This is a genomic window from Nocardiopsis sp. LDBS1602, from assembly GCF_035818715.1.
Classification (GTDB): Bacteria; Actinomycetota; Actinomycetes; order Streptosporangiales; family Streptosporangiaceae; genus Nocardiopsis; species Nocardiopsis alba.
The window spans coordinates 1-23,190 of the sequence record NZ_JAYLVW010000016.1 but is presented as its reverse complement, the minus strand read 5'-3'; the positions used below and the strand labels follow the sequence as shown (position 1 = coordinate 23,190).

The 23,190-nt window shown below is 70.6% G+C and carries 21 protein-coding genes; 18 read left to right on the top strand and 3 right to left on the bottom strand.

From position 1 onward, the window contains the following. Positions 1 to 6 precede the first annotated feature (6 nt). From U9J66_RS25805 to U9J66_RS25725, 17 genes are all read left to right on the top strand, one after another. A complete protein-coding gene (locus U9J66_RS25805) occupies positions 7 to 1,428 on the top strand; it encodes an NAD(P)/FAD-dependent oxidoreductase (protein WP_026125110.1) in 1,422 nt (473 codons plus the stop codon). Between the two features lie 156 nt (positions 1,429 to 1,584). Then, entirely contained in the window at positions 1,585 to 2,613 is a 1,029-nt protein-coding gene (gene argC / locus U9J66_RS25800) for an N-acetyl-gamma-glutamyl-phosphate reductase (protein WP_326339020.1), read from the top strand. Positions 2,614 to 2,631: 18 nt separating this feature from the next. Next, positions 2,632 to 3,408 carry a bifunctional ornithine acetyltransferase/N-acetylglutamate synthase gene (locus tag U9J66_RS25795; RefSeq protein ID WP_017535155.1) on the top strand — a complete coding sequence of 259 codons (777 nt, stop codon included), beginning with the start codon at positions 2,632 to 2,634 and terminating at the stop codon, positions 3,406 to 3,408. Then, positions 3,405 to 4,400 carry an acetylglutamate kinase gene (gene argB, locus U9J66_RS25790; RefSeq protein ID WP_014912373.1) on the top strand — a complete coding sequence of 332 codons (996 nt, stop codon included), beginning with the start codon at positions 3,405 to 3,407 and terminating at the stop codon, positions 4,398 to 4,400. Before U9J66_RS25795 ends, argB begins: the two co-directional genes overlap by 4 nt. Further along, entirely contained in the window at positions 4,397 to 5,599 is a 1,203-nt protein-coding gene (locus U9J66_RS25785) for an acetylornithine transaminase (RefSeq protein ID WP_014912887.1), read from the top strand. Before argB ends, U9J66_RS25785 begins: the two co-directional genes overlap by 4 nt. A gap of 2 nt (positions 5,600 to 5,601) precedes the next feature. After that, positions 5,602 to 6,549, top strand: a complete 948-nt coding sequence (gene argF, locus U9J66_RS25780) for an ornithine carbamoyltransferase (RefSeq protein ID WP_326339017.1) — start codon at positions 5,602 to 5,604, stop codon at positions 6,547 to 6,549. Then, a complete protein-coding gene (locus tag U9J66_RS25775) occupies positions 6,546 to 7,079 on the top strand; it encodes an arginine repressor (protein ID WP_014909865.1) in 534 nt (177 codons plus the stop codon). Before argF ends, U9J66_RS25775 begins: the two co-directional genes overlap by 4 nt. Positions 7,080 to 7,129: 50 nt before the next feature. Then, positions 7,130 to 8,542, top strand: coding sequence for an argininosuccinate lyase (gene argH / locus U9J66_RS25770; RefSeq protein ID WP_017535157.1), 1,413 nt, complete (start codon positions 7,130 to 7,132; stop codon positions 8,540 to 8,542). Between the two features lie 336 nt (positions 8,543 to 8,878). Then, a complete protein-coding gene (locus tag U9J66_RS25765; protein WP_042283775.1) occupies positions 8,879 to 11,461 on the top strand; it encodes a sensor histidine kinase in 2,583 nt (860 codons plus the stop codon). A gap of 1 nt (position 11,462) precedes the next feature. Then, entirely contained in the window at positions 11,463 to 11,897 is a 435-nt protein-coding gene (locus U9J66_RS25760; RefSeq protein ID WP_014908347.1) for a roadblock/LC7 domain-containing protein, read from the top strand. Then, on the top strand, positions 11,894 to 12,358 hold the full coding sequence (locus tag U9J66_RS25755) for a DUF742 domain-containing protein (protein WP_161110169.1): 465 nt from the start codon (positions 11,894 to 11,896) through the stop codon (positions 12,356 to 12,358). Before U9J66_RS25760 ends, U9J66_RS25755 begins: the two co-directional genes overlap by 4 nt. Continuing rightward, the gene (locus U9J66_RS25750) at positions 12,339 to 12,941 is read left to right on the top strand and encodes a GTP-binding protein (RefSeq protein ID WP_014912751.1); all 603 of its coding nucleotides are present in this window, start codon (positions 12,339 to 12,341) and stop codon (positions 12,939 to 12,941) included. The genes U9J66_RS25755 and U9J66_RS25750 overlap by 20 nt, the downstream gene beginning before the upstream one ends. A gap of 140 nt (positions 12,942 to 13,081) precedes the next feature. Next, positions 13,082 to 13,999, top strand: coding sequence for a sirohydrochlorin chelatase (locus U9J66_RS25745; protein ID WP_026125111.1), 918 nt, complete (start codon positions 13,082 to 13,084; stop codon positions 13,997 to 13,999). 267 nt (positions 14,000 to 14,266) lie between these two features. Then, positions 14,267 to 16,492, top strand: a complete 2,226-nt coding sequence (locus U9J66_RS25740) for a sensor histidine kinase (RefSeq protein ID WP_161110167.1) — start codon at positions 14,267 to 14,269, stop codon at positions 16,490 to 16,492. After that, entirely contained in the window at positions 16,482 to 16,925 is a 444-nt protein-coding gene (locus U9J66_RS25735; RefSeq protein WP_014910245.1) for a DUF742 domain-containing protein, read from the top strand. Before U9J66_RS25740 ends, U9J66_RS25735 begins: the two co-directional genes overlap by 11 nt. Before the next feature lie 80 nt (positions 16,926 to 17,005). Continuing rightward, complete coding sequence (gene lhgO / locus U9J66_RS25730; RefSeq protein ID WP_326339015.1) at positions 17,006 to 18,223, top strand: L-2-hydroxyglutarate oxidase; 1,218 nt, start codon at positions 17,006 to 17,008, stop codon at positions 18,221 to 18,223. A 141-nt stretch (positions 18,224 to 18,364) separates the two neighbouring features. Then, the gene (locus U9J66_RS25725; RefSeq protein ID WP_014908255.1) at positions 18,365 to 18,874 is read left to right on the top strand and encodes a hypothetical protein; all 510 of its coding nucleotides are present in this window, start codon (positions 18,365 to 18,367) and stop codon (positions 18,872 to 18,874) included. A gap of 60 nt (positions 18,875 to 18,934) precedes the next feature. Here the strand turns inward: U9J66_RS25725 and U9J66_RS25720 are convergent, their stop codons facing one another. The 3 genes from U9J66_RS25720 to U9J66_RS25710 all read right to left on the bottom strand — a co-directional run bounded on the left by U9J66_RS25720 (position 18,935) and on the right by U9J66_RS25710 (position 21,182). Further along, entirely contained in the window at positions 18,935 to 19,651 is a 717-nt protein-coding gene (locus U9J66_RS25720) for an HNH endonuclease family protein (RefSeq protein WP_017535160.1), read from the bottom strand. A gap of 165 nt (positions 19,652 to 19,816) precedes the next feature. Beyond that, positions 19,817 to 20,380, bottom strand: coding sequence for a TetR/AcrR family transcriptional regulator (locus tag U9J66_RS25715; protein ID WP_017535161.1), 564 nt, complete (start codon positions 20,378 to 20,380; stop codon positions 19,817 to 19,819). Further along, on the bottom strand, positions 20,373 to 21,182 hold the full coding sequence (locus U9J66_RS25710) for an alpha/beta fold hydrolase (RefSeq protein ID WP_326339012.1): 810 nt from the start codon (positions 21,180 to 21,182) through the stop codon (positions 20,373 to 20,375). The genes U9J66_RS25715 and U9J66_RS25710 overlap by 8 nt, the downstream gene beginning before the upstream one ends. A gap of 293 nt (positions 21,183 to 21,475) precedes the next feature. On the opposite strand from U9J66_RS25710, the gene tyrS reads away from it, so the two are divergent. Beyond that, positions 21,476 to 22,774, top strand: coding sequence for a tyrosine--tRNA ligase (tyrS, locus tag U9J66_RS25705; RefSeq protein WP_161110163.1), 1,299 nt, complete (start codon positions 21,476 to 21,478; stop codon positions 22,772 to 22,774). Positions 22,775 to 23,190: the final 416 nt, after the last annotated feature.

Below are 23,190 nucleotides of genomic sequence, written 5' to 3'. Positions count from 1 at the left end.
GCCCGGATGAGGTCGATCCCCCGATCCTCTCGTTTCGCCAATGGTGGGATCTCCTATTGGTTCCGGGACATCGGGGTGCCCGAACGGAGAGCGCCCCTGGCCGGGGACGCGGACTACGACGTCTGCGTGGTCGGAGCCGGATACACGGGTCTGTGGACCGCCTACTACCTCAAGCGCGAACGCCCCGAGTTGCGTGTCTGCGTGCTGGAGCGGGAGTTCGCCGGCTTCGGGGCCTCCGGTCGTAACGGAGGGTGGCTGTCGGCCGAGTTCTCCGGTTCCCGGGAGGACTACGCCCGGTCACACGGCAAGGGCTCCATGGTCGCCCTCCAGCGCGCGCTGATGAACACCGTCGACGAGGTGGTCTCGGTCACCGAACGCGAGGAGATCGACGCCGACCTGATCAAAGGCGGCATGTACCTGGTCGCCGACAACGAGGCCCAGCGCGAACGTCTCCAAGGGCACATCGAGTACCTCCAGGAATGGGGCTACTGGCCCGACGACTTCCACATGGTCGACCCCTCCGAGGAGCCGCGGATCGCGGTCCACGGGGCCGTCGCCGCCGGGTACTCGCCGCACGCCGCCCGACTGCACCCGGCCAAGCTGGTCGTGGGTCTGGCCGCCAAGGTCGTGGAGCTGGGGGTGGACGTCTTCGAGGACACCCCGGTCGTGGAGATCAGGCCGGGGGAGAAGGGCGAACGCCCCGCGGTGGTCACCGAGCACGGCACAGTGCGCGCCGACCACGTCGTCCGGGCCACCGAGGGCTTCACCTCCACGCTGCGCGGACCGCGCCGACAGTGGCGTCACACGCACTCCTCGATGATCGTGACCGAGCCGATCTCCGACGAGTCGTGGGAGCGGATCGGCTGGGAGGGCGGCGAGGTCCTGGGCGACACCGCCCACTCCTCGATCTACTCCCAGCGCACGGCGGACGGGCGCATCGCCATCGGCGGGCGGGGCGCGCCCCAGCGGCTGGGGTCGGCCCCGGCCGAGGAGGGGCTCACCCAGCCGCACGCGATCGCCGAGCTCTGGCGCGCCCTGACCCGGATGTTCCCCGACGTCGCGGACGTTCCGATCGAGCACGCCTGGGCCGGGGTGCTGGGCGTCCCCAAGGACTGGTCGCCGACCGTGCGACTGGACTCCGAGACCGGACTGGCCTGGGCCGGCGGGTACTCCCACAGCGGTGTCTCCACCAGCAACCTGGCCGGGCGCACCCTGCGCGACCTGATCCTGGGCCGTTCCACCGAACTGACCCGTCTGCCCTGGGTCGGACACGAGACGCGAGGCTGGGAGCCCGAACCGCTGCGCTGGGTCGGCACCAAGGTCGTGCGCGGCCTCTACCGGACCGCGGACCGTCGTGAGTCCAGGACCGCGGGCAAGGGGCACACCTCCCGTCTGGCCGATATCGCCACCCGTATGCCGGGGCGCTGACCGGCGGAGACCCTCGTCCCGTCGCCGCGGTCCGAGCGCCGCGCCGCGACGGAGACCACCGTCACCCTCCCCAGGGCCGACCATCATCCTCTGCTTGCATAAACTTGCAAGGGCATGCATGATAGTCCAGTCCAATACCGAGGAGGGGATCTCACCATGGGATACACAGCGGCGATCGCCGGAGCCAGCGGCTACGCCGGAGGTGAGCTGCTGCGCCTGCTCCTGGGACATCCCGAGATCGAGATCGGAGCCGTCACCGCGGGCGGCAACGCGGGCAGCCCGCTCATCCGGCACCAACCGCACCTCCTGCCGCTGGCCGACCGCGTCCTGGCCCCCACCACCGTGGAGGAGCTGCGGGGCCACGACGTGGTCTACCTCGCCCTCCCGCACGGGCAGTCCGCCGACATCGCCCGAGAGCTCGGCGACGACACCCTGGTGGTCGACTGCGGGGCCGACTTCCGGCTCACCGACCCCACCGCCTGGGAACGCTTCTACGGAACCCCCCACGCCGGCACCTGGCCCTACGGTCTGCCCGAACTGCCCGGACAGCGCGGTCTCCTGGCCGGAGCCCGCAGGGTCGCCGTTCCCGGCTGCCACGTCACCGTCGCCACCCTCGGACTCTTCCCCGGACTGGACGCGGGGCTCGTCGAACCCGACCTGACCGTGGTCGCCGTCACCGGGACCTCCGGCGCGGGCAAGGCGCCCAAACCCCACCTGGTCGGCAGCGAGGTCATGGGCTCCCTCAGCCCCTACGGCGTCGGCGGAGCCCACCGCCACAACCCCGAGATCGTCCAGAACCTCTCCTCGGTCACCGACGAGGCGGTCCGTCTCTCCTTCACCCCGGTCCTGGCGCCCCTGCCCCGCGGCATCCTCGCCACCTGCACCGCCCCCCTCAAGCCCGGCGCCACCGCCGAGACGATCCGCGCCGCCTATGAGAAGGCCTACGCCGACGAGCCCTTCGTGCACCTGCTCCCCGAGGGGACCTGGCCCGACACGTCCATGACCCTGGCCGCCAACACCACCATGGTGCAGGTCACCGTGGACGCCGACGCCGGTCGCATGGTCGCCGTCGCCGCCCTGGACAACCTCACCAAGGGCACCGCCGGCGGAGCCGTGCAGAGCACCAACCTCGCACTGGGCCTGCCCGAGGCCACCGGACTCCCGCTCGCCGCGGTCGCCCCCTGAGGCAGGGAAGGACACCACATGAGCGTCACCGCTCCCCGGGGGTTCCGCGCCGCCGGAGTCGGCAGGGGCGAGCACCCGGACCGTGACGTCGCGATCGTCGTCAACGACGGTCCCGCGCGCGCGGCCGGGGCCGTGTTCACCACCCACCCCGACCCGGCCGCGCCGGTCCTGTGGTCCCGCCAGGTCGTCTCCGGTGGACGCGTACGCGCCGCCGTCCTCGACTCCGCATGCGCCAACGCCGGCACCGGCCCCCTCGGTTTCCAGGACGTCCACGCCACCGCCGAACACACGGCTGCCCTGCTGGAGGACTCCGCCGCCGAGATCGTCCTGTGCTCCGCGGGCCCCCTCGGGGTCCGCCCCTCCAGGGAGGCCCTCGACGACGGGCTCGCCCGGGCCGTCGCCGAGGCCGGCCGCGGGGGAGGGCTCTCCGCCGCCGACGCCATCCGTACCGACGACACCGTCGCCAAGATCGCCTTCCGCCGCGGAGGAGGGATCACCGTCGGCGGCATGGCCAAGGGATCCGACCCCTCCCTGGGGTCGCTCCTGTGCGTGCTCACCACCGACGCGGCCCTCGACGCCCGGCAGTGCCGCGACCTCGTCGAGGAGGCGGCGGCCAAGAGTTTCCCCCCGCCGACCGGCACCAACGACACGGTGCTGTTCATGGCCAGCGGCGCGGCCCCCGGACCCCCCGACGAGGACGGCGTCCGCGCGCTCCTGAACCTGGTGTGCGAGGAACTCGCCGCCCAGATCGAGGCAGACCCCCCGACCAAGGAAGACAGGCAGGACACCCCATGAACTCCCGGACAGCCCAGGACCAGGCCCAGGCCATGGACAAGGCCGCGCATCTCATCGAGGCGCTGCCCTGGCTCTCCCGCTTCCACGGTCGCACCGTCGTCGTCAAGTACGGCGGCAACGCCATGATCAGCGACGAACTGCGGGTCCGGTTCGCCGAGTCCATCGTCTTCCTCTACTACGCGGGCCTGCGCCCCGTCGTCGTCCACGGCGGCGGCCCCCAGATCAGCGCCATGCTGGAACGCTCCGGAGTGGAGTCCACCTTCACCGCCGGACTCCGCGTCACCACCGACGACGCCATGGACATCGTCCGCATGGTCCTCACCGGTCAGGTCAACCGCGAGATCGTGGGTCTGATCAATCGACACGGACCCTTCGCCGTCGGTATGTCCGGAGAGGACGCGAACCTCCTCCAGGCTCGCCGTAAGAGCGTCGAGGTGGACGGGGAGGTCCTCGACATCGGCCGCGTCGGCGAGGTGAGCGAGGTCGACCCGGGGGCCATCTCCGCGCTCATCGCGGACGGCCGCATCCCCGTGGTCTCCAGCGTCGCCCGCGCCGACGACGGCGGCGTCTACAACATCAACGCCGACACCGCCGCCTCCGCCCTCGCGGTCGCGCTCGGAGCCGGCAAACTCATCATGCTCACCGACGTCGAGGGACTGTTCGCCGACTACCCGGCCAACACCGACCTCATCAGTCGGCTGAACGTGGACGAGCTGCGCGCCCTCCTGCCCTCGCTGTCCTCGGGCATGCTCCCCAAGATGGAGGCCTGCCTGAAGGCGGTCGAGGGAGGCGTGCCCCAGGCCCACATCATCGACGGCAGGGTCCCGCACTCCCTGCTCTTGGAGGTCTTCACCGACCAGGGGGTGGGCACGATGGTCGCCGACGAGGTGTTGGAGGACGAACTGCTCAACGGCAACGCCCGCCACCCCCGACGCCCGCGTCCCGTACACGACATCACCAACGGCATCCAGAACCCGGGAGAGACACAGTGACCAGCAGCGACCTGAGGGAGCGCTTCGAAGCCTCGCTCATGCCCAACTACGGGGTACCCCCGATCGCGCTCACCCTCGGGCGGGGCTGTGAGGTCTACGACGCCGACGGACGCCAGTACCTCGACCTGATCGCCGGGATCGCCGTCTCCAGCCTGGGCCACGGCCACCCCGCCCTGGTCAAGGCGGTGGCCCACCAGGCCGCCACCCTCGCGCACACCAGCAACCTCTTCGTGCACGAGCGCGAGGTCCAGCTCGCCGAACGCCTCATCGGGCTCCTCGGCGGCGACGCCAAGGTCTTCTTCACCAACAGCGGGACCGAGGCCAACGAGGCGGCCCTGAAGCTGGTCAAGCGCGCGGCCGGCCCCGGGCGCCACTACTTCGTCGCCGCGGAGCGCGGCTTCCACGGCCGCAGTTCCGGATCGCTCGCCCTGACCGGTAAGGACTCCATCCGCGAGCCCTTCGGCCCCTTCGGCATGGACGTGCGCTTCGTCCCCCACGGCGACCTCGAAGCGCTCACCGAGGCCGTCGACGAGCACTGCGTCGCCGTCTTCCTCGAGCCCACCCAGGGCGAGGCCGGCGTCGTCCCCGCCCCCGAGGGTTACCTCGCCGGGGTCCGGGCCCTGTGCGACCGGACCGGCGCCGCCTTCGTCCTCGACGAGATCCAGAGCGGTATCGGCCGTACCGGTGAGTGGTTCGCCCACCAGGGCGAGGCGGTCCGTCCCGACGTCCTCACGCTGGCCAAGGGGCTGGGCGGCGGTCTTCCCATCGGCGCCTGCGTCGGCTTCGGACGGTTCGCCGACGCCTTCCACAAGGGCGACCACGGTTCCACCTTCGGCGGCAACCCGGTCGCCTGCGCCGCGGCCCTCGCCGTGATCGAGACGATCGAGACCGAAGGGCTGCTCGCCCACACCAAGGTGATGGGCGACCTGCTCGCCGAGCAGATCGAGGGGATCGACCATCCCCTGCTGGCCGGACAGCGCGGCAGCGGCCTGTGGCGCGCCCTGCGACTCACCGCACCGCACGCGGCCCACGTTCAGGAGCAGGCCGCGGTCCGCGGCTTCCTGATCAACGCGGTGTCCCCCGACACCCTGCGCATCGCCCCGCCGCTGGTCATCACCCCCGAACAGATCGGCGTGTTCATCGAGGCGCTGCCGACCGTCCTGGACGCGGCCGAGGCCGCGGCGACGAAGGAGCAGTAACCATGACCCGTCACTTCCTCCGCGACGACGACCTCACCCCCGAGGAACAGACCCTCGTCCTCGACCTCGCCGACCGGATGAAGCGCGACCGCTTCGGGTACCGGCCGCTGGCCGGGCCGCGCACCGTCGCCCTCATCTTCGACAAGCCCTCCACCCGGACCCGCCTGTCCTTCGCCGTCGGCGTCGCCGATCTGGGCGGCAACCCCCTGGTCCTGGACTCCGACAGCACCCAGATGGGGCGTGGAGAGCCCTTGGAGGACACCGCCAGGGTCCTGGAACGTCAGGTCGACGCCGTGGTCTGGCGCACCTTCGCGCAGGAGAACCTGGAGAGCCTGGCCCGCGCCATCTCCGTGCCGGTGATCAACTCCCTCACCGACGAGTTCCACCCCTGTCAGATCCTCGCCGACCTCCAGACGATCCGCGAGCACAAGGGCTCCCCGGCCGGGCTCACCCTGGCCTATCTGGGCGACGGCGCCAACAACATGGCCCACTCCTACCTGCTCGGCGGGGCCACCGCGGGCATGCACGTGCGCATCGGCGCCCCCGAGGAGCACCACCCCGACCCCGAGGTCCTGGCCCGGGCCGGGGACATCGCCGCCACCACCGGCGGATCGGTCACGGTCACCACCGACGCGACCAAGGCCGCCGAGGGCGCGGACGTCGTCGCCACCGACACGTGGGTCTCCATGGGTCAGGAGGGGGAGAAGGGCGGCCGTGAGGCCCTCTTCCGTTCCTACATCGTCGACAAGGCGCTCATGGCCGTCGCCGACCCCGAGGCCATCGTCCTGCACTGCCTGCCCGCCTACCGGGGCAAGGAGATCGCGGCCGAGGTCATCGACGGGCCCCAGAGCGTGGTCTGGGACGAGGCGGAGAACCGTCGGCACGCGCAGAAGGCCCTGATGGCCTTCCTCCTGGACGCGCGGGACGGACACGGGATCGCGCGACGATGAGCAACGACGCCGGCGGCACGGCCCCGATGACCAAGGCCGCCCGACAGGCCCGGATCACCGACGTCCTCACCCGCCAGGACGTCCGCTCTCAGGGAGAGCTGGCCAAACGGTTGGCCGAGAACGGCGTGCAGGTCACCCAGGCCACCCTCTCCCGGGACCTGGACGAACTCGGCGCGGTCAAACTCCGCACCGCCGACGGTCACCTGGCCTACGTCCTGCCGGGGGAGGGCGGTGAACGGCTTCAACGCACCCGCCCCGACAGTCTCGACCTCGAACAGGTCTCCGGGGCGCGGCTGAACCGTCTGGCCGAGGAACTGCTCGTCTCCGCCGAGGCGTCCGCCAACATGGTCATCGTGCGCACGCCCCCCGGGGCCGCCCAGTTCCTGGCCTCGGCCATCGACCACACCGACTTCCACCCGATCCTGGGCACCATCGCCGGCGACGACACCATCCTGGTGATCTCGCGCGACCCCCAGGGCGGGGAGGAACTGGCCGCCGCCCTCCTCAGACTGGCCGACCGCAGACCCTGACGGCACCCGCACCGTCCACCAGCATCCGAACTCTCACGAAGGAGACCACCATGGCCGACCAGCCCGAGGCCCTGCGCCTGTGGGGAGGCCGCTTCGAGGGCGGACCGGACCAGGCCCTGGCCCGTCTGTCGCTGAGCACGCACTTCGACTGGCGGCTCGCCCGTCACGACATCGCGGGTTCGCGCGCCCACGCCCGCGCCCTGCACCGCGCCGACCTGCTCTCCGCGGACGAACTCGACCGCATGATCGAGGGGCTGGACCGCTTGGAGGCCGACGTGGCCTCGGGGGAGTTCACCCCCGTCCTGGAGGACGAGGACGTGCACACCGCGCTGGAGCGCGGATTCATCGAACGGGTCGGGCCCGAACTGGGCGGCCGGCTGCGGGCCGGACGCTCCCGCAACGACCAGATCGCCACCCTGGTCCGCATGTATCTGCGCGAAGAGGCCCGCTCCCTCACCGAGGGACTGCTGGACCTGGTGCAGGCCCTCGCCGACCAGGCCGCGGCCCACCCCGAGGCGGCGATGCCCGGTCGCACCCACCTCCAGCACGCCCAGCCGGTGCTGCTCGGTCACCAGCTCATGGCGCACGCCTGGCCGCTGGTCCGGGACATCGAGCGCCTGCGGGACTGGGACCGCCGCGCCGCCGTCTCCGCCTACGGCTCCGGTGCTCTGGCCGGTTCCTCGCTCGGACTCGACCCCGGCGAGGTCGCCGTCGAACTGGGCTTCCCCGAGTCGGTGGAGAACTCCATCGACGGCACCGCCTCCCGCGACGTGGTCGCCGAGTTCTCCTTCGTCACCGCCATGATCGGCGTGGACCTGTCCCGCCTGTCGGAGGAGATCATCCTCTGGGCGACCAAGGAGTTCTCCTTCGTCACCCTCGACGACGCCTTCTCCACCGGCTCGTCGATCATGCCGCAGAAGAAGAACCCCGACGTCGCCGAACTCGCCCGGGGCAAGGCCGGCCGTCTGGTCGGGGACCTGACCGGCCTGCTCACCACCCTCAAGGGCCTCCCTCTGGCCTATAACCGGGACCTCCAGGAGGACAAGGAGCCGGTCTTCGACGCCGTCGACAGTCTCCACCTGCTACTGCCCGCCATGACGGGGATGGTGGCCACCCTGACCTTCCACACCGACCGGATGGCCGAGCTCGCCCCCCAGGGCTTCTCGTTGGCCACCGACATCGCCGAGTGGCTGGTCCGTGAGCGCGTGCCCTTCCGTGAGGCCCACGAGATCGCGGGCACGTGCGTGCGGGTGTGCGAGGAGCGTGGGATCGACCTGCCCGACCTCACCGACGCCGACTTCGCCGAGATCTCCGAGCACCTCACCCCGGGCGTGCGCGAGGTCCTCACCGTGCACGGATCGCTGTCCTCGCGTTCGGGCAAGGGCGGTACCGCCCCGGTCCGCGTCGCCGAACAGCTCGAACGTCTTCGCGCCGCCGTCGAGACGCTGCGCAAGGCCTTCTGACCTTCGTCTCTCCGGGCCCCTCTCCCTCGTTCCTCGGCGGGGGAGAGGGGCCTTTTCCATGGGCGCGCGCATCGGTCGATGCACGGGTCCGGGATCGTCGGAAATCCTTGCGTACACGTGCGTCGCGCCGCCTCCGACGACCACATTCCACGACGGCGTCCTGTTTCCGCGACCAATGTGGAATTCCCCCCGCGAGACCTTGGTGAGTGCGGTAGCGTCCTGTGTCTGCGGGCACAACACGTGTTCTCCTCTGCGCGCACCGTGACGACCCGCGCGGTAAACGCCACACGGACGCGTGCTGTCCGGTGTCCGTGGTAAACGCCGGGGAGGAGCGCAGTGGGACAGTCGGGAGGCGCGGGAAGCGGCATCAGGACTCAGCTCAGCCGCATCGTGCTGATACCCAGCATCACCTTTCTCGCGTTGTTCGTCATGCTCAGCTCCGCCACGCTCGCCCAGGCGGTATCGCTGCGCTCGTCGGTCACCGACGGCCGGGCCGCCACCGAGATCACGACGGCGTTGACGGCGCTTCAACTCGAGCGTCGATTGAGCGCCGAGTACCTCACCGCTCCGGGGGAAGAGACCCGGCGCGCTCTGATGGAGTCCGTCGAGGAGACCGATCTGGCCCTGACGGACGTGCGGGCGGTGCGCTCGACCCTGGAGGCCATCCCCGACACGCGGGAGGGCGGCTTCCTCGAAGCCGTCGACACGGTCGAGACGGTGCGCTCCGCCAACCTGGAGCGCCCCGGCGACCTCGGAGAGACCCTGGACGCCTACACCGAGGCGATCAGGATCGGCGCCCGCCTGTACGAGGGCTCCGTCCGCGGTCTGGACGACGGCCCCGCCGGTGTCGAGGCCGCCGCCACGGGCGACCTGCTCTGGGCCCAGGAGGGCTTCGCCCACGCCGACGCCGTCATCAGCGGCGTCCTGAGCGAGAACTCCCTCGATCGGGAACAGCAGTCCCAGGTCGCCTCGCTGATCGGCGACGCGGATCGCAGATTGGACGCCCTGGCCGAGGGATCCCGGAGCGAGGGGGCCGATGCCGCCGAACGGATCATCGGTTCGCGGGACTGGTCACGTGCCATGGAGATCACCGAGGCCGTCTCCCATTACGAGGCCCCGGTGGAGATCGACCCCTTCACCGGAGAACAGAGTCGCCTTCCGGAGCCGCCCACCGGTATCGGTGACTGGCGTTCGGTCGCGGACGGGGTCGACACCGCCTTGGCGGGCGCCGTCTCCGAACGGTCGCTGGCGGTCGTCTCGGCCGTGGAGGCGGCCGCGGCCCGGATGTTCACCCTCGCCCTGGGCGGCGGCATCATCTCCCTGTTCGCGGGCACCGTGGCCTACGGTGTGGCCGCCCGCTCGGCCGCCCGCCTCACCCACCGCCTCGCCCGACTGAAGGCCGAGGCCCTGGCGGTGGCGCGCAACGACCTGCCCAGGATCGTGCGCCGCCTGGAGGAGGGGGAGAGCGTCGACCTCGACACCGAGATGAAACAGCTCGACCACGGTCGGGACGAGATCGGCCAGGTCGCCGACGCCTTCAACATCGCCCAACGCACCGCGATCGGCGCCGCGGTCAAGCAGGCCGACACCCGGGCCGGGGTCAGCAGGGTCTTCCTCGGGATCGCGCACCGCAACCAGTCCCTGGTCCAGCGTCAACTCCAGCTCCTGGACCGGGTGGAACGCGAAGAGGAGGACCCCGATCTCCTGGAGAGCCTCTTCCAACTCGACCACCTGGCCACGCGCGGACGGCGGCACGCCGAGAACCTCATCATCCTGGGCGGGGCCCAGCCGGGACGGCGCTGGCGCCACCCCGTCCCCCTGGTGGACATCATGCGCGGCGCGATCTCCGAGACCGACGAGTACGCCCGGGTCGAGCTCGCCTCCACCCCGGACCTGTCCCTCGTGGGAGCGGTGGTCGCCGACGTCATCCACCTGCTCGCCGAACTGGTGGAGAACGCCACCGCCTACTCGCCGCCGCACACCGACGTCACCATCCGGACGGAGAAGGTACCCAAGGGGGTGGCGGTCGAGATCGAGGACCGCGGTCTGGGTATGACCGAGGAGGCTCTGGACAAGGCCAACGGGACCCTCGCAGACGCTCCCGAGTTCGACATGATGACCTCGGGCACCGATGGTCGCCTCGGCCTGTTCGTCGTCGCCAGGCTCGCGCACAAGCACGACATCGGGGTGCATCTGCGCTCGTCGCCCTACGGGGGCACCCGGGCCGTGGTCCTCATCCCCAACACCCTCGTCGCGCCCGGGGCGGCCCAGGAGCCCTCCGGAGCCCCCTACCCCATCCGTATGGGGGCCCCGGAGCGGGAACGCCTGGGCCCCGCCGACCTGCTCTCGGCCGGCGCCGAGCAGCGGACCCGGGCCGTACGCCCGATGCTGCGCCCGGTGCCCGAACACCCGGAGGAGACCCGGGAGGACCGTCGGGTCGAACACGCCCCCGCCCCCCTCCTCCGCCAGGTCCCGGACCTGCGGCCCGCCGAACGAGACCTGCCGGTCGAGGGAGGGGCCCCGGCGCCGCTGCCCAAACGTGAGGCCCGTCGGAGCGGCGGCGCCGAACGCGCGAGGCCCATCGCCGCGGCACGGACGACCGGGGCCGATCACGGAGGCGACATCGAGATCGAACAGGACAACGGTCGGGTCGGCGCCGGACCCGATCGGGAGGGACTGCCCAGACGTAGGAAGCAGGCCAGTCTGGCCCCTCAACTCCGCGATGGCGCGTCGTCCGCGTCGTCCTCCCCGCCGACGTCGACGCGGCGTACCCCCGAACAGGCGCGCCGCATGATGGACGCCTTCAGCGCGGGGACGCGGCGTGGCCGGGCCGGGGACGTCGGCGCGGACGAGCACGGACACAGCAGTGATGACCAGGTCGGTGCAGGAGCCGACGACCACACGGGAGAGAGCGACTGAGATGGTGGGCAAGAGCAAGGCCGCGGACAACCTGGACTGGCTCCTGGACGATCTGGTCGACCGCGTCGTCGGGGCCGGCCACGCGATCGTGCTGTCGGCCGACGGACTGCTGCTGGGCCGTTCCCGAGGACTCAGGCCGGAGGACGCCGAGCACCTGTCGGCGCTGGCCTCGGCCTTTCAGAGTCTGGCACGGGGCACCGGCAGGCACTTCGGAGGCGGCGACGTCCGACAGACCGTGGTGGAGATGGAGTACTCCTATCTCTTCGTCACGGCGGCGGGGGCGGGAGCCTGTCTGGCGGTCCTGGCGACCGAGGACGCGGACGTGGGGCTGGTCGCCTATGAGATGAACCTGCGGGTCAAGCGGGTGGGGGAGTTCCTCACCGCCGCGCCACGCAGGCCCGGCCAACTCACGGCCATGGGAGGTGCCGGCTCGTGAGCGACTCGAAGGGCCGGCACGGGGAGTCCCCACCCGTGCCCCGGCAGGGGGGCCGGTACCACGGTCGTGGCCACCCCGTCTCCGAGGGGCCCTCCACGGGGCTTCTGCCCAAGGACACCTCCGCCGGACCCCTCGTACGCCCCTACACCATGACCAAGGGACGGACCCGACCCGCCGCCGCGGGGCGGGGGCTGGACCTGATCACCATCGTGATGGCGGCCCGAGACCCCGGTGAGCGTTCGCGCGGCCCCGAGCGGCAGGCGATCCTCGACCTGTGCCGGCGCCCCATCTCGGTGGCGGAGATCTCCGCGCGTCTGGACATCCCGTTGACCGTGGTCAAGGTGCTCCTGGGGGACCTCGTCGCAGAAGGGGACGTCCGTACCCGGGCGGCCACGCCCATGACCCAGCTTCCCGAGAAGAAAGTACTTCAGGCGGTACTCGATGGCATCCGCAGACTCTGAGAACCGGTCGAGCGCGTACGAGGCGATCCCCCAGGCCGTCAAGATCATCGTCGCCGGAGGGTTCGGCGCGGGCAAGACCACCCTGGTCGGGGCCGTCAGCGAGATCACCCCGCTCAGCACCGAGGAGGTGATGACCGAGGCCAGCTACGGCGTCGACGACCTGGGCGGTGTGGAGAACAAGACCACCACCACGGTGGCGCTCGACTTCGGCCGCATCACCATCAACGACGACATCGTGCTCTACCTCTTCGGCACCCCGGGCCAGGATCGGTTCTGGTTCATGTGGGACGAGTTGGTGGAAGGCGCGCTGGGCGCGGTGGTCCTGGCGGACACCCGCCGGCTCGACACCTGTTTCCACGCGGTGGACTTCTTCGAACAGCGCGGGGTGCCCTTCGTGGTGGCGGTCAACCGCTTCGACGGATCCACCCCCTACCGGGCGGAGGAGGTGCGTGAGGCCCTCGACCTCTCCGACGCGGTTCCGGTCCTGGTGGCGGACGCCCGTGAACGCGAATCCGCCAAAGAGGTCCTCGTCTCCCTGGTGACGCACGTCATCGACGGCCGTAGGCCGGCGATGAGCGGTTGACCCGGGATCCCCTGGGCACGAGGCCCGGGAGGCCCGTTATACGTTCAGGACATACACCCCTGAATGTGGTGTTGAACGCTACAATGTCGCGGCAGCGACCACCGCTTGTCCGCCATCCGCCCTCTCGTCTGAATCCTGGTATGCGAAACTCTGACCGACTTCCCCCACGCGAACTGCCCAAGCGGCGCTCCGGACGTCACCGCAATCCCCTGTCCTTCGACAGTTGGTTCGGCACCCCCGCTCTGATCATGGCGGTCCCGGGTACGGCCGATCAGGCCCGGGGGGCCGACGGCGAGTCGATCGGCGCCCGGATGGCCGACCTCGTCCGCGCCTACCGCCCCGAGGTCACCATCCGCTACGGGCACCTCGAGGGCGACCGAGAGACCCTGACCGAGGCCCTGGCCGACCTGAAGGGCGGGGACGACCGCCCGCTCACCGGGGTCGTGGTCCCGTTGGTCACCGCCCCCCACGCGGCCGTGAACGCCGAGATCGAGGCCGCCGTGGCCCGCTCGGGCGCCAACGTGAGGATCACCGAGGGACTCGGTCCGCACCCGATGCTCGCCGAGGTCCTCCACCTGCGTCTGGCCGAGTCCGGGTTCGTCCGGGCCGACCGGATGCGCCTGATCAGCGTCACCGCGCGCAACACCACCATGGCCGACGGCGTCGTCGTCGGTGCCGTCGGTGGTGAGGGCGCCGTGGGCGCCGCCGGTGTGAGCGCGGTGCTGCTCGCGGCCCGTCTGGGCCTGACGGTGCTCCCCGCCGACCTGGAGGACGAGGCCGCCATGGACCAGATCATGGCGCAGCTCCGGCAGGGAGGCATCCGACGTCCCGTCATCGCCCCCAGCGCCCTGGGGCCGGAGTTCCCGGCCCATAGACTCCAGGAGCTGGCCGAACGCCACGGGGCCCGCCCCGGCGCGCCTCTGGGCGCCGACAGCCTGCTCGGCAAGATCGCCGCCCTGCGCTACGCCGAGGTCCTGAACTCCCTGGGTGTCGAGCAGCCTCCCACCGTGGACGAGCTGCCCGCGCCGGTGGGTTCCCGACACCGCCCCGAGTCCTGAGACGCGACACGCCCCGCCAGGAACCACGACAGGGCCGCCCCGGAGACGGGGCGGCCCTGTTCTGTCTTTCACGGTCCTGACCTGCGCGTTCGGCCGCATCCAAGGTCCACCTAGCATGTTTCGGCCCGGTTTTCCCGAGCGCGTGGATAACTATTCGTGATTGTTCGACAGCGTACGGCAATGTTTTTTCGATAGCCTCGGCAGGACCGAAAGCCGCCGTGGCACCTCTCCCGGAAGCCTCGGCACCCCGCATGGGCTGGAGGGGCCATGCTCAGAAACCACGCGTCCAACAGGACGATCCGCGGTCAGCTCACGCGCATCGTCCTCATCCCGAGCCTGTGCTTCCTCGCGCTCTGGCTGATCGTCGCGGCCATCGGCACCGCCCAGGCCGTTCAGCTCATGAGCGCGGTAGGACAGGCGCGTCAGGGCACGGAGGTCCTTTCCGTCGCGGCCGAGGAGCTGCGGACCGAGCGCCGTCTGTCCCTGGTCCACCTCGGGGAACAGGACAGAGGAGACGTCTCGACGGTCGAAGAGGAGCTGGAGCGACAGCGCTCCGAGAGCGACGAGGCCCTGGCCGAGGCCGTCGGGCTGGCCACCGACCTCGTCGGGGACCGCGACGACGAACTCCAACGAGGCGCGGGCATCGTCCAGGAGACACCGGAGGGGGTCGAACGGCTCCGAGAGATGGTCGACGAGCATTCGACCGACCGAGAGCACATCCTGGTCGGCTACCGCACGCTCATAGAGTCCCTGCTGAACACCTCCGCGGCCCTCATCAACACGACCGACGGAGGAGAGAACCTCACCGACGCCGTGGTGGCCAGGGAACTCGTCAACGCCCGAGAGGACTACGCGACCGCGGACGCCCTGCTCGCCGGGGTCATCGCCGCCGAACGCATGACCTATGAGGAGACGGCGCACTTCACCTTCCTCACCGCCTCCTACCGGGCCACGCTGGACGGCACCGTCAACGCGATGCCGGCCGGACTCAGGAACGAGTACCGGGCCTCGACCGAGGAACCCACCTGGGAGGCGGCCGAACAGCTCAGCCGACGCGTGGTCACCCGGCCCCCCGTGGCCGAAGGGGGCGACGGGGTCGACGGAGCGCCGTTGAGCGAATGGAACTCCGAGGTCGAGGTCGGGGCGGAGGAATGGGACGCCTCGTCCATCCCGTCCGTCCACGCCCTGGACACCCTGGCCCGCGAACAGACCGAACGCACCGTCGACCTGGCCTGGAGCGCCGCGCTCCTGAGGGTCTGGCTGGGCGTCGCCGGGGCCGCCGTCACCCTGCTCGGCGGGGTGTTCGCGATCGCCCTGGTGGGACGCTCCTCCCGACGCCTGAGCGAACGCCTCTCGTCGCTTCGGGAACAGATCCTGGACCGCGACGCCGACCTGCCCGAGATCGTCGAACGGGCCCAACAGGGCCGCAAGGTCGATGTCATCGACGAGCTCCCGCCCTTGGACGAACAGGGCGACGATGAGATCGGCCAGGTCGCCGAGGCCTTCGACAGCGCACAGATCACCGCGGTCGAGGCCGCCGTCCGTCAGGCGGAGATCCGCCGCGGCGCCAACCGCGCCTTCCTCGGCATCGCCTTCCGCAACCAGACCCTCGTCCAACGACAGCTGCGCCTGCTCGACGAGATCGAGTACAACGAGCAGAACCCCGACGCCCTGCGCCGACTCTTCCGACTCGACCACCTGGCGACCCGGGCCCGCCGCTACGCGGACAACCTCATCATCCTCGGTGGCGGACAGTCCGCCCGCCGTTGGCGCCAACCCCGACCGGTCCTCGACGTGCTGCGCGCCGCCATCGCCGAGACCGAGGACTACGAAAGGGTCCGCCTCACCTCGGCGCCCCGTGTGCTCATGCACGGACAGGCGGTCGCCGACATCGTCCACCTGCTCGCGGAACTGGTGGAGAACGCCACCCAGTTCTCCCCGGCGGGCACCCCGGTGGACGTGGGCTGCACCCCCGTGACCGGCGGACTGCTGGTGGAGATCGAGGACCGCGGGCTCGGCATGTCCGAACAGGGCTACGCGGCCGCCGAGCGCACCCTCACCCGGCCACCGGAGTTCGACGTGATGGCGCTGCCGGACGACCCCCGCCTGGGGCTGTTCGTCGTCGCCCGTCTCGCCGAGCGTCACGGCATCCGGGTCTGGCTCCACCCCTCGCCCTACGGGGGCACCCGGGCCACCGCCCTGGTCCCCGACAGCCTGCTCGAACCCGCCGACAACCCGATCGCCGCGGTGAGCCCCTCCGACGGCACCCCCAATTTCCCGGGCCCCCTGGGACAGCCCACGCCCCACCCGGTGCGTGTCTCGGGACCCCAGAACCCCTCCTCCCCCTCCGGCCCCCAGGGGACGGTCGGCCGCACCGGTCCGCACGGCTCCTTCGAAGGCTCGGGGCCCCAGGGTCCCTTCGGCCCCTCCGGGCCGAACGGGACCGGGCCCTTCCCGACCAGGACACCACCAGGAGGACACAGTGAACGCTGAGGGTCGCCACGCCCGCCGCGAGGAATGGAGGGAGGCCCCGCGGACCGAGCCGCGACGGTCACCGCGTCACGAGGAGGGGGAGGACGACGAACGCTTCCTGCGTCCCTACGCCATCGACGTGGGGATCCCGGAACGGGCCGGGAGCGTCGGAAACGGCCACGCCGACCTCGACCTGCTCACCCTCGTGGTCGCGGCGAGAACCCCGGGTCATCGCGAATGGCTCAGACCCGAGCGCGAGGCCCTTCTCCTCCACGCCCTGCGGGCCAGGACCATCGTCGAACTCGCCGCCGAGGTCGGACTGCCGGTCGGCCAGGTCCGGGGCATGGTGGCCGAGATGATGGAGGAGGGGGCCCTCCAACGTTGCGGCCCCTCCCGCCCTCTCGAACGCCAGGACATCCTGCACGCCGTCCTGGTCGGATTGCGCGCCCTCTGAAGAGGATCGGTCCCCGCCGCCCGGGGACCGTCGGGACACCCGGACGCCGGAGCGCGGACGCGCCTTGCTAGCGTGCGCCCATGCGCAGCACCGAACACATCGGCATCATCGGGGCGGGGATCGTCGGCCTGGCCCTGGCCCGCCACATCGCCCTCCACCGCCCCGGCGCCCGGGTCACCGTCCTGGAGAAGGAGAACCGGGTCGCCGCCCACCAGACCGGTCACAACAGCGGGGTCGTGCACGCGGGCCTGTACTACCGGCCCGGATCCCTCAAGGCCACGCTCTGCCGTCGGGGCGTCGGCCTGCTCCGTGAGTACTGCGCGGAGCACGACCTGCCCTACCGGGAGGTCGGAAAGCTCCTCGTCGCGGTCAACGCCGAAGAGGAGGCCCGCCTCGACGACATCGAGCGTCGGGCCGAGGAGAACGGCGTCCCGGGCGTCACCCGACTCGGCCCCGACGGCATCCGAGAGATCGAGCCCCACTCGGTGGGACTTGCCGCGCTGCACTCGCCCACGACGGCCATCACCGACTACGTCGCCATCGCCGAGCAGCTCGCCGACGACCTGCGGCGTTCGGGGGGAATCGTCCTGCTCAACACCCCCGTCATCGACGTGCGACAGGACCACGACGGCACCGAGGTCCTCACCGGAGACCCCAAGGGCGAACGGGTCATCCACCGCTTCGACCGATTGATCGTCTGCGGCGGACTCCAGAGCGATCGACTCGCCGCGATGGCGGGGGCCGACGCCGACCCCAGGATCGTCCCCTTCCGCGGTCACTACCACGAGATCGTCCCCGAACGCCGGGACCTCGTACGCGGGCTCCTCTACCCCGTACCCGACCCCCGCTACCCCTTCCTCGGCGTGCACCTGACCCGCCACGTCCACGGCGAGGTCATGGCGGGCCCCAACGCGATCCTGGCCACGGCGCGCGAGGGCTACCGCGCCCGTGACCTGGTCCCCCGGGAACTCGCGAAGACCCTCTCCTGGCCCGGTTTCTGGCGGCTGGCCCGCCGACACTGGACGGTGGGCGCGCGGGAGACGTTCGTCTCCGCCTCCCGCTCGGTCTTCGCCGCCCAGGCACGTCGTCTGCTTCCCGAGATCACCGCCGCCGACCTGCGTCCCGCCGAGGCGGGGGTGCGCGCCCAGGCGCTCGGCCGGGACGGTTCCCTCTTGGACGACTTCCATGTGGACACCCGAGGGCGTGTGGTCTGCGTGCGCAACGCGCCCTCTCCCGCGGCGACCTCCTCCCTGGCGATCGCCGAGTTCCTCTATGACGGGTACGTCGCCGGGTGGTGACCCGTCCCGTGTCGGTCCGGGCGTGTCGGAGCGGGGTTGTCCACAGGTTCGAGGACACTCTGGTACCGGACCCCCTCCCCGGCCGACCATGGAGGTATCCGGTGGTCCGGGACGGTCCCGAGGTCACCGGTGGAGGTGACCATGCCCCTGACCAGGTGGGCCCTCGTGGTCCTCACCACCGTGCTCTCACTCGTTCTCACCGCGGCGGGCGCCGCCGCCGGCCCCAGAGGAGGACCCTTGGACGGATTCACCATCACCCACCTGCCCGAGACGGTCGGACCACAGGCCTCGCCCTCGGACTTCTCCTACGAGTGGGAGGACGTCGTCTTCACCACCCGGGCCTGGGAACAGGCCAAGGAGGGCGGGGGCTTCCAGGTGGTGCTCCAGGTCCTGGTGATGCGGGGGGAGGGGCTCACCGACCTGGCCTCGGTCCGTTCCTTCCTCGCCCACTACCACGAACGGGATCCCGACTCCTGGGATCTGGCCGACTTCGACCGCGACGACACGTCGGGGCTCTACGGGGCCGCCGAGGCCTTCTGGGTCCCCGAGAAGGGGGTCGCCGTGGAGGTCCGTGACACCTCGGGGCTGTTGGGGACGGACGAGATGCTCGCCGTCGCCCGGGGGATCACGCCCGGCGAGAACCCGGCCTGATCGAGAAGGTGAGGGGGCGCCCTCGTACACGAGAGCGCCTCCTCATGGGGTCGGGCCGGGTCAGCAGCCCTCCAACACCTCACGCATGGCGGCCTCCTCGGCGGGGTCCACACTCAGGTCCCACACGTGCTTGACCTCGATCCAGGCCGTCACGTACTCGCAGTGGAAGGACTCCAACGGGGGCAGCCAGTCCCCGGGGTCGGCGTCACCCTTGGAACGGTTGCTCGACGCGCTGACCGCCCACAGCTGGGGCGATTCCTCCAGGTCGTTGGCGAAACGGCGGCGCTCCTCGGTCGACCAGGCGTGGGCACCCGAACGCCACCCCTCCTTCAACGGGACCAGGTGGTCGATGTCGATGTCCTGCGGGTCGGTGAAGGTCTCGCCGTCGAACACGCTGTACCAACTGCCCGAGACCGGCCGGCAGTCGTCGTCGGTCTCCACACCCTCGCCGTCCCGGACCAGGACCATCTGTCGGGTGGTGCAGTTGCCCTCCACCCCGCGGTCCCAGTGGGGGAAGAGACCCCGGTCGTAACCGTCGGGATCGTTCTCCTCCTCGACCCGCAGTTCGTCCAGCCAGGCCCTGGCCTGGTCGACATCGGTGGCGGAGGCCCCGGGGGAGGGGTTCGCGTCGGGGGTGCTCTCGCCGACCTCCAGGTCGATCACACCGAGCTGTTGCAGCACGACCACGACGATCACGACCACGCCGATCAGCGTGCTGATGATCGCCGTCGGTCGGGAGGCGGACTTGCCGCCCTTACCGGAGGACTTCTCTGACATGCAGGGGACTCCAACCTCTGTGCTCCCGCACCGAGCGGGGGATGATCAGGCCCTTCAAGGGTGGACCATCACGGGGGCGGCGCGGAATGCCACCGAGGGTCGTGTACGCCTCATCGGCGCGGCCAAGGCCGAGGTGCGGGGGAGAAGCGGCCGGTACGGGAGCGTCTAGGTTCGGCGTTCGAGGAGAAGGACGATCCCGTCGACCAACAGGGCGAAGCTCTCGTCGACGTCCTCCGGAAGTCCGAAGCCGCCGTTGATCTCCAGGTCGACGAACCCGTGCAGAGAACTGCGCAATGTCCGGATCGTGTGCACCATCCTCTCCTCGGGGATGGCGAACCCTCGAAGGACCGACGCGATGACCTCGACGGGTCGGGCGAACAACGCGTGGGCCTCGGCGTCCTCCGGCCGCGGTACCCGCTGCAACGACGTGTAACACCCGGGACGTTCGTGCGCGTACCTCCGATAGGCCAGGGAGAGGGCGTGCACCGCCTCGGCACCGGAACGGCCGGTCACGGCGGAGCGCAGCCGGTCGGCCAGTTCCGTCACGGAGGCCAGGGCCACCCCGCGGCGCAGCTCGTCCAGGCCGGCGACGTGTTTGTACAGGCTGGGGGTGGCCACGCCCAACCTTCTGGCCAGGGCGGCGGGTGAGAGCGAGTCGAAGCCACTCTCGTCGCACAGGCGGGCGGCCTCGGCCACGACCGACTCCGGGGTGAGTCCGGCCCTAGGCATCGGCGTTCACCCGCTCGACGAGATCGAGCAGCACGGAGGAGACCACGTCGGGGCGTTGGGACTGCGCGTAGTGGCCGCACTCGGGGACCATCACCGCGCGGCCGTCGACGACGGAGGCGACCCACTCCGCCTCGGAGCGGGGGTCCTTCCAGTCCGGGTCCAGTTCTCCCATGATCACGACCGCCTCCGCCGCCAGGCCCTCGGCACGATCGATGGTCTCGTTGGGGGCCTGAAGGGTCTTCGTGATCGCCCGACGACGGTCGGCGGTACGGGTCATCCGGCGGATCCGCTCCTTCTGTTCCTCGTGCCCCTCGGGGGTGCGTCCGGCGTGGAGCCGGTCATAGACGAAGGTGAGCGCCCGGGCGGCCCAAGGGCGCATGAGCAGGGTCCGATACAGGGTCCGCGCCACCGGACCCGGGGGAGAGGGCCGAAGGAAGGGGCCGAGCAGGGCGATGCCGGACACCAGGTCGGGGCGTTCGAGGGCCGCGATGGTCACGGCCGCGGCCCCCATCGAGTTCCCGGCCATGACCACCCGCTCCGCTCCCAGTTCCTCGGCCAGGGCGAGCACGTCGGTCGAGGTCGAACGACTGTCGTAGGAGGTGAACGTGGTGTCGCTGTCACCGTGGCCGCGCAGGTCCATGACGGCGACCCGGTGGCCGGCGGCGGCGAGTTCCCGGCCGACGAGGCGGAAGGATGCCCGGTGATCGAACATGCCCGGTACGCAGATCACCAGGGTCCCGTCGGTGTCGTTCCCGTAGAGGTCGTAGGCGATCCGTCCTTCGGGGCGTCGAAGGTGGTGCATGATGGGCCCTCTTCCGTTCGGCTAATGCTGTTAGCTTTAAAGCTAATGCCATTAGCCACGAAGGTCAAGAGGGGTGACGTGGACGACATCGGAGGGACGTCCGCGTCGTGACGATGGGCGTCGGTCCCCATGGAACCGGCCCGATCGCCGTTTCCACGGGGCCGTACACGTGGACCCCGGGGGCTCCGAGGGGGCGGGGGCACGGGAAAGTCTCTTCGTGGCCGTGGGAACAGGCCCTACACTGCTAGGCAGATCGGGCCGCGGGGCCCGCCTATCCGACAGAGAGCTACACCGTGATCGACATCATCGACGAACTCCAGTGGCGCGGACTGATCGCGCAGACGACCGACCTTGACGCACTCCGCAAGGCGCTGGCCGATGGTCCGATCACCCTCTATTGCGGCTTCGATCCGACCGCGGGCAGCCTGCACGTCGGACACCTCACCCAGGCGCTGACCCTGGCCCGTTTCCAGCGGGCCGGCCACAGGCCTATCGCCCTGGTCGGTGGGGGAACGGGTCTCATCGGAGACCCCAAGCCCAACGCCGAGCGGCAGATGAACTCGCCGGAGACGGTCCGCGGCTGGGTCGGCAACCTCGCCGGCCAGCTCTCCTCCTTCCTGCGCTTCACACCGGAGGGGGAGACGCCCGCGCCGACCGACGCGATCCTCGCCGACAACGGCGAGTGGCTGGGCCAGATCAACGCGATCGAGTTGCTGCGCGACATCGGCAAGCACTTCAGCGTCAACCAGATGCTGGCCCGTGAGACGGTCAAGAGCCGCCTCGACGGAGACGGGATGAGCTACACCGAGTTCAGCTACGTGCTGCTCCAGTCCTACGACTACGTGGAGCTCTACCGCCGCTACGGGTGCGTCCTCCAGACCGGTGGTTCCGACCAGTGGGGCAACATCACCGCCGGCCTGGACCTGGTCCGCCGGATCGAGGGCAACGAGCCCCACGGGTCCGCGCACGGTCTGACCACGAACCTGCTCACCAAGGCCGATGGCACCAAGTTCGGCAAGACCGAGTCCGGTACCGTCTGGCTCGATCCCGAACTGACCTCGCCGTACGCCTTCTACCAGTTCTGGTTCAACGCCGACGACCGCGACGTCTCCCGCTACCTCAAGGTGTTCACCTTCCTGTCCCAGGAGGAGATCGCCGACCTGGAGCGTCAGACCGAGGAGCGGCCGCAGGCGCGTGCCGCGCAGCGTGTCCTCGCCGAGCAGCTCACCACGCTGGTCCACGGCGAGGAGGAGACGCGCAAGGTCAAGGAGGCCAGCCTGGCCCTCTTCGGCCGGGCCGATCTCGGTGAGCTGGACGCGCGCACGCTGGAGTCCGCCCTCTCCGAGGTGCCCAAGGCCGAGGTGGAGGGGCCGGTGACAGAGATGCTGGTCACCGACCTGTTCGCGTTGAGCGGGCTGACCCCGAGCAAGTCGGCGGCCCGTCGCGCGGTGCAGGAGGGCGGTGCCTACGTGAACAACGTGAAGGTCACCGACGTCGAGGCGAGGCTGAGCGTGGACGACGTGCTCCAGGAGCGGTTCGTCGTGCTGCGCAAGGGCAAGCGCAATGTCGGTGGCGTCGTTCTGAAGGGCTGACGGCGACTGCCACCGGGCCGTCGAAGGACGGAAGAGGGGCCGATCTCCGATAGGGGGTCGGCCCCTCGCCCATCCGGTACCCAAGGCGAGGTTTGGACTCGACATGATCCGGGCAAGACGGTTCATGTCTGACAACAGCCGACGTGATCGTGTGACCCGGTGTGGGGTCCGCGTGAGTCGAGGGCCTTGAGAAGCCGCCCGCACAGGGGCGATCGAGGCCCGGATCGCCCTGATGGTGGTCGATCCGGGTCCGGACTTGACGTCCTCTCAAGGTGTGTCTACACTCGATCGAGTCGCTGCGGAACGGTGAGCGGTCTTCGATGATCGACTCGGACCCGGGCCGCGCTCTTCGACACCCTCTTCGATCAAGCCTGGTTCGAGCAGTGCTCGGAGCATGTAAACTCGCAGAGTCGCTT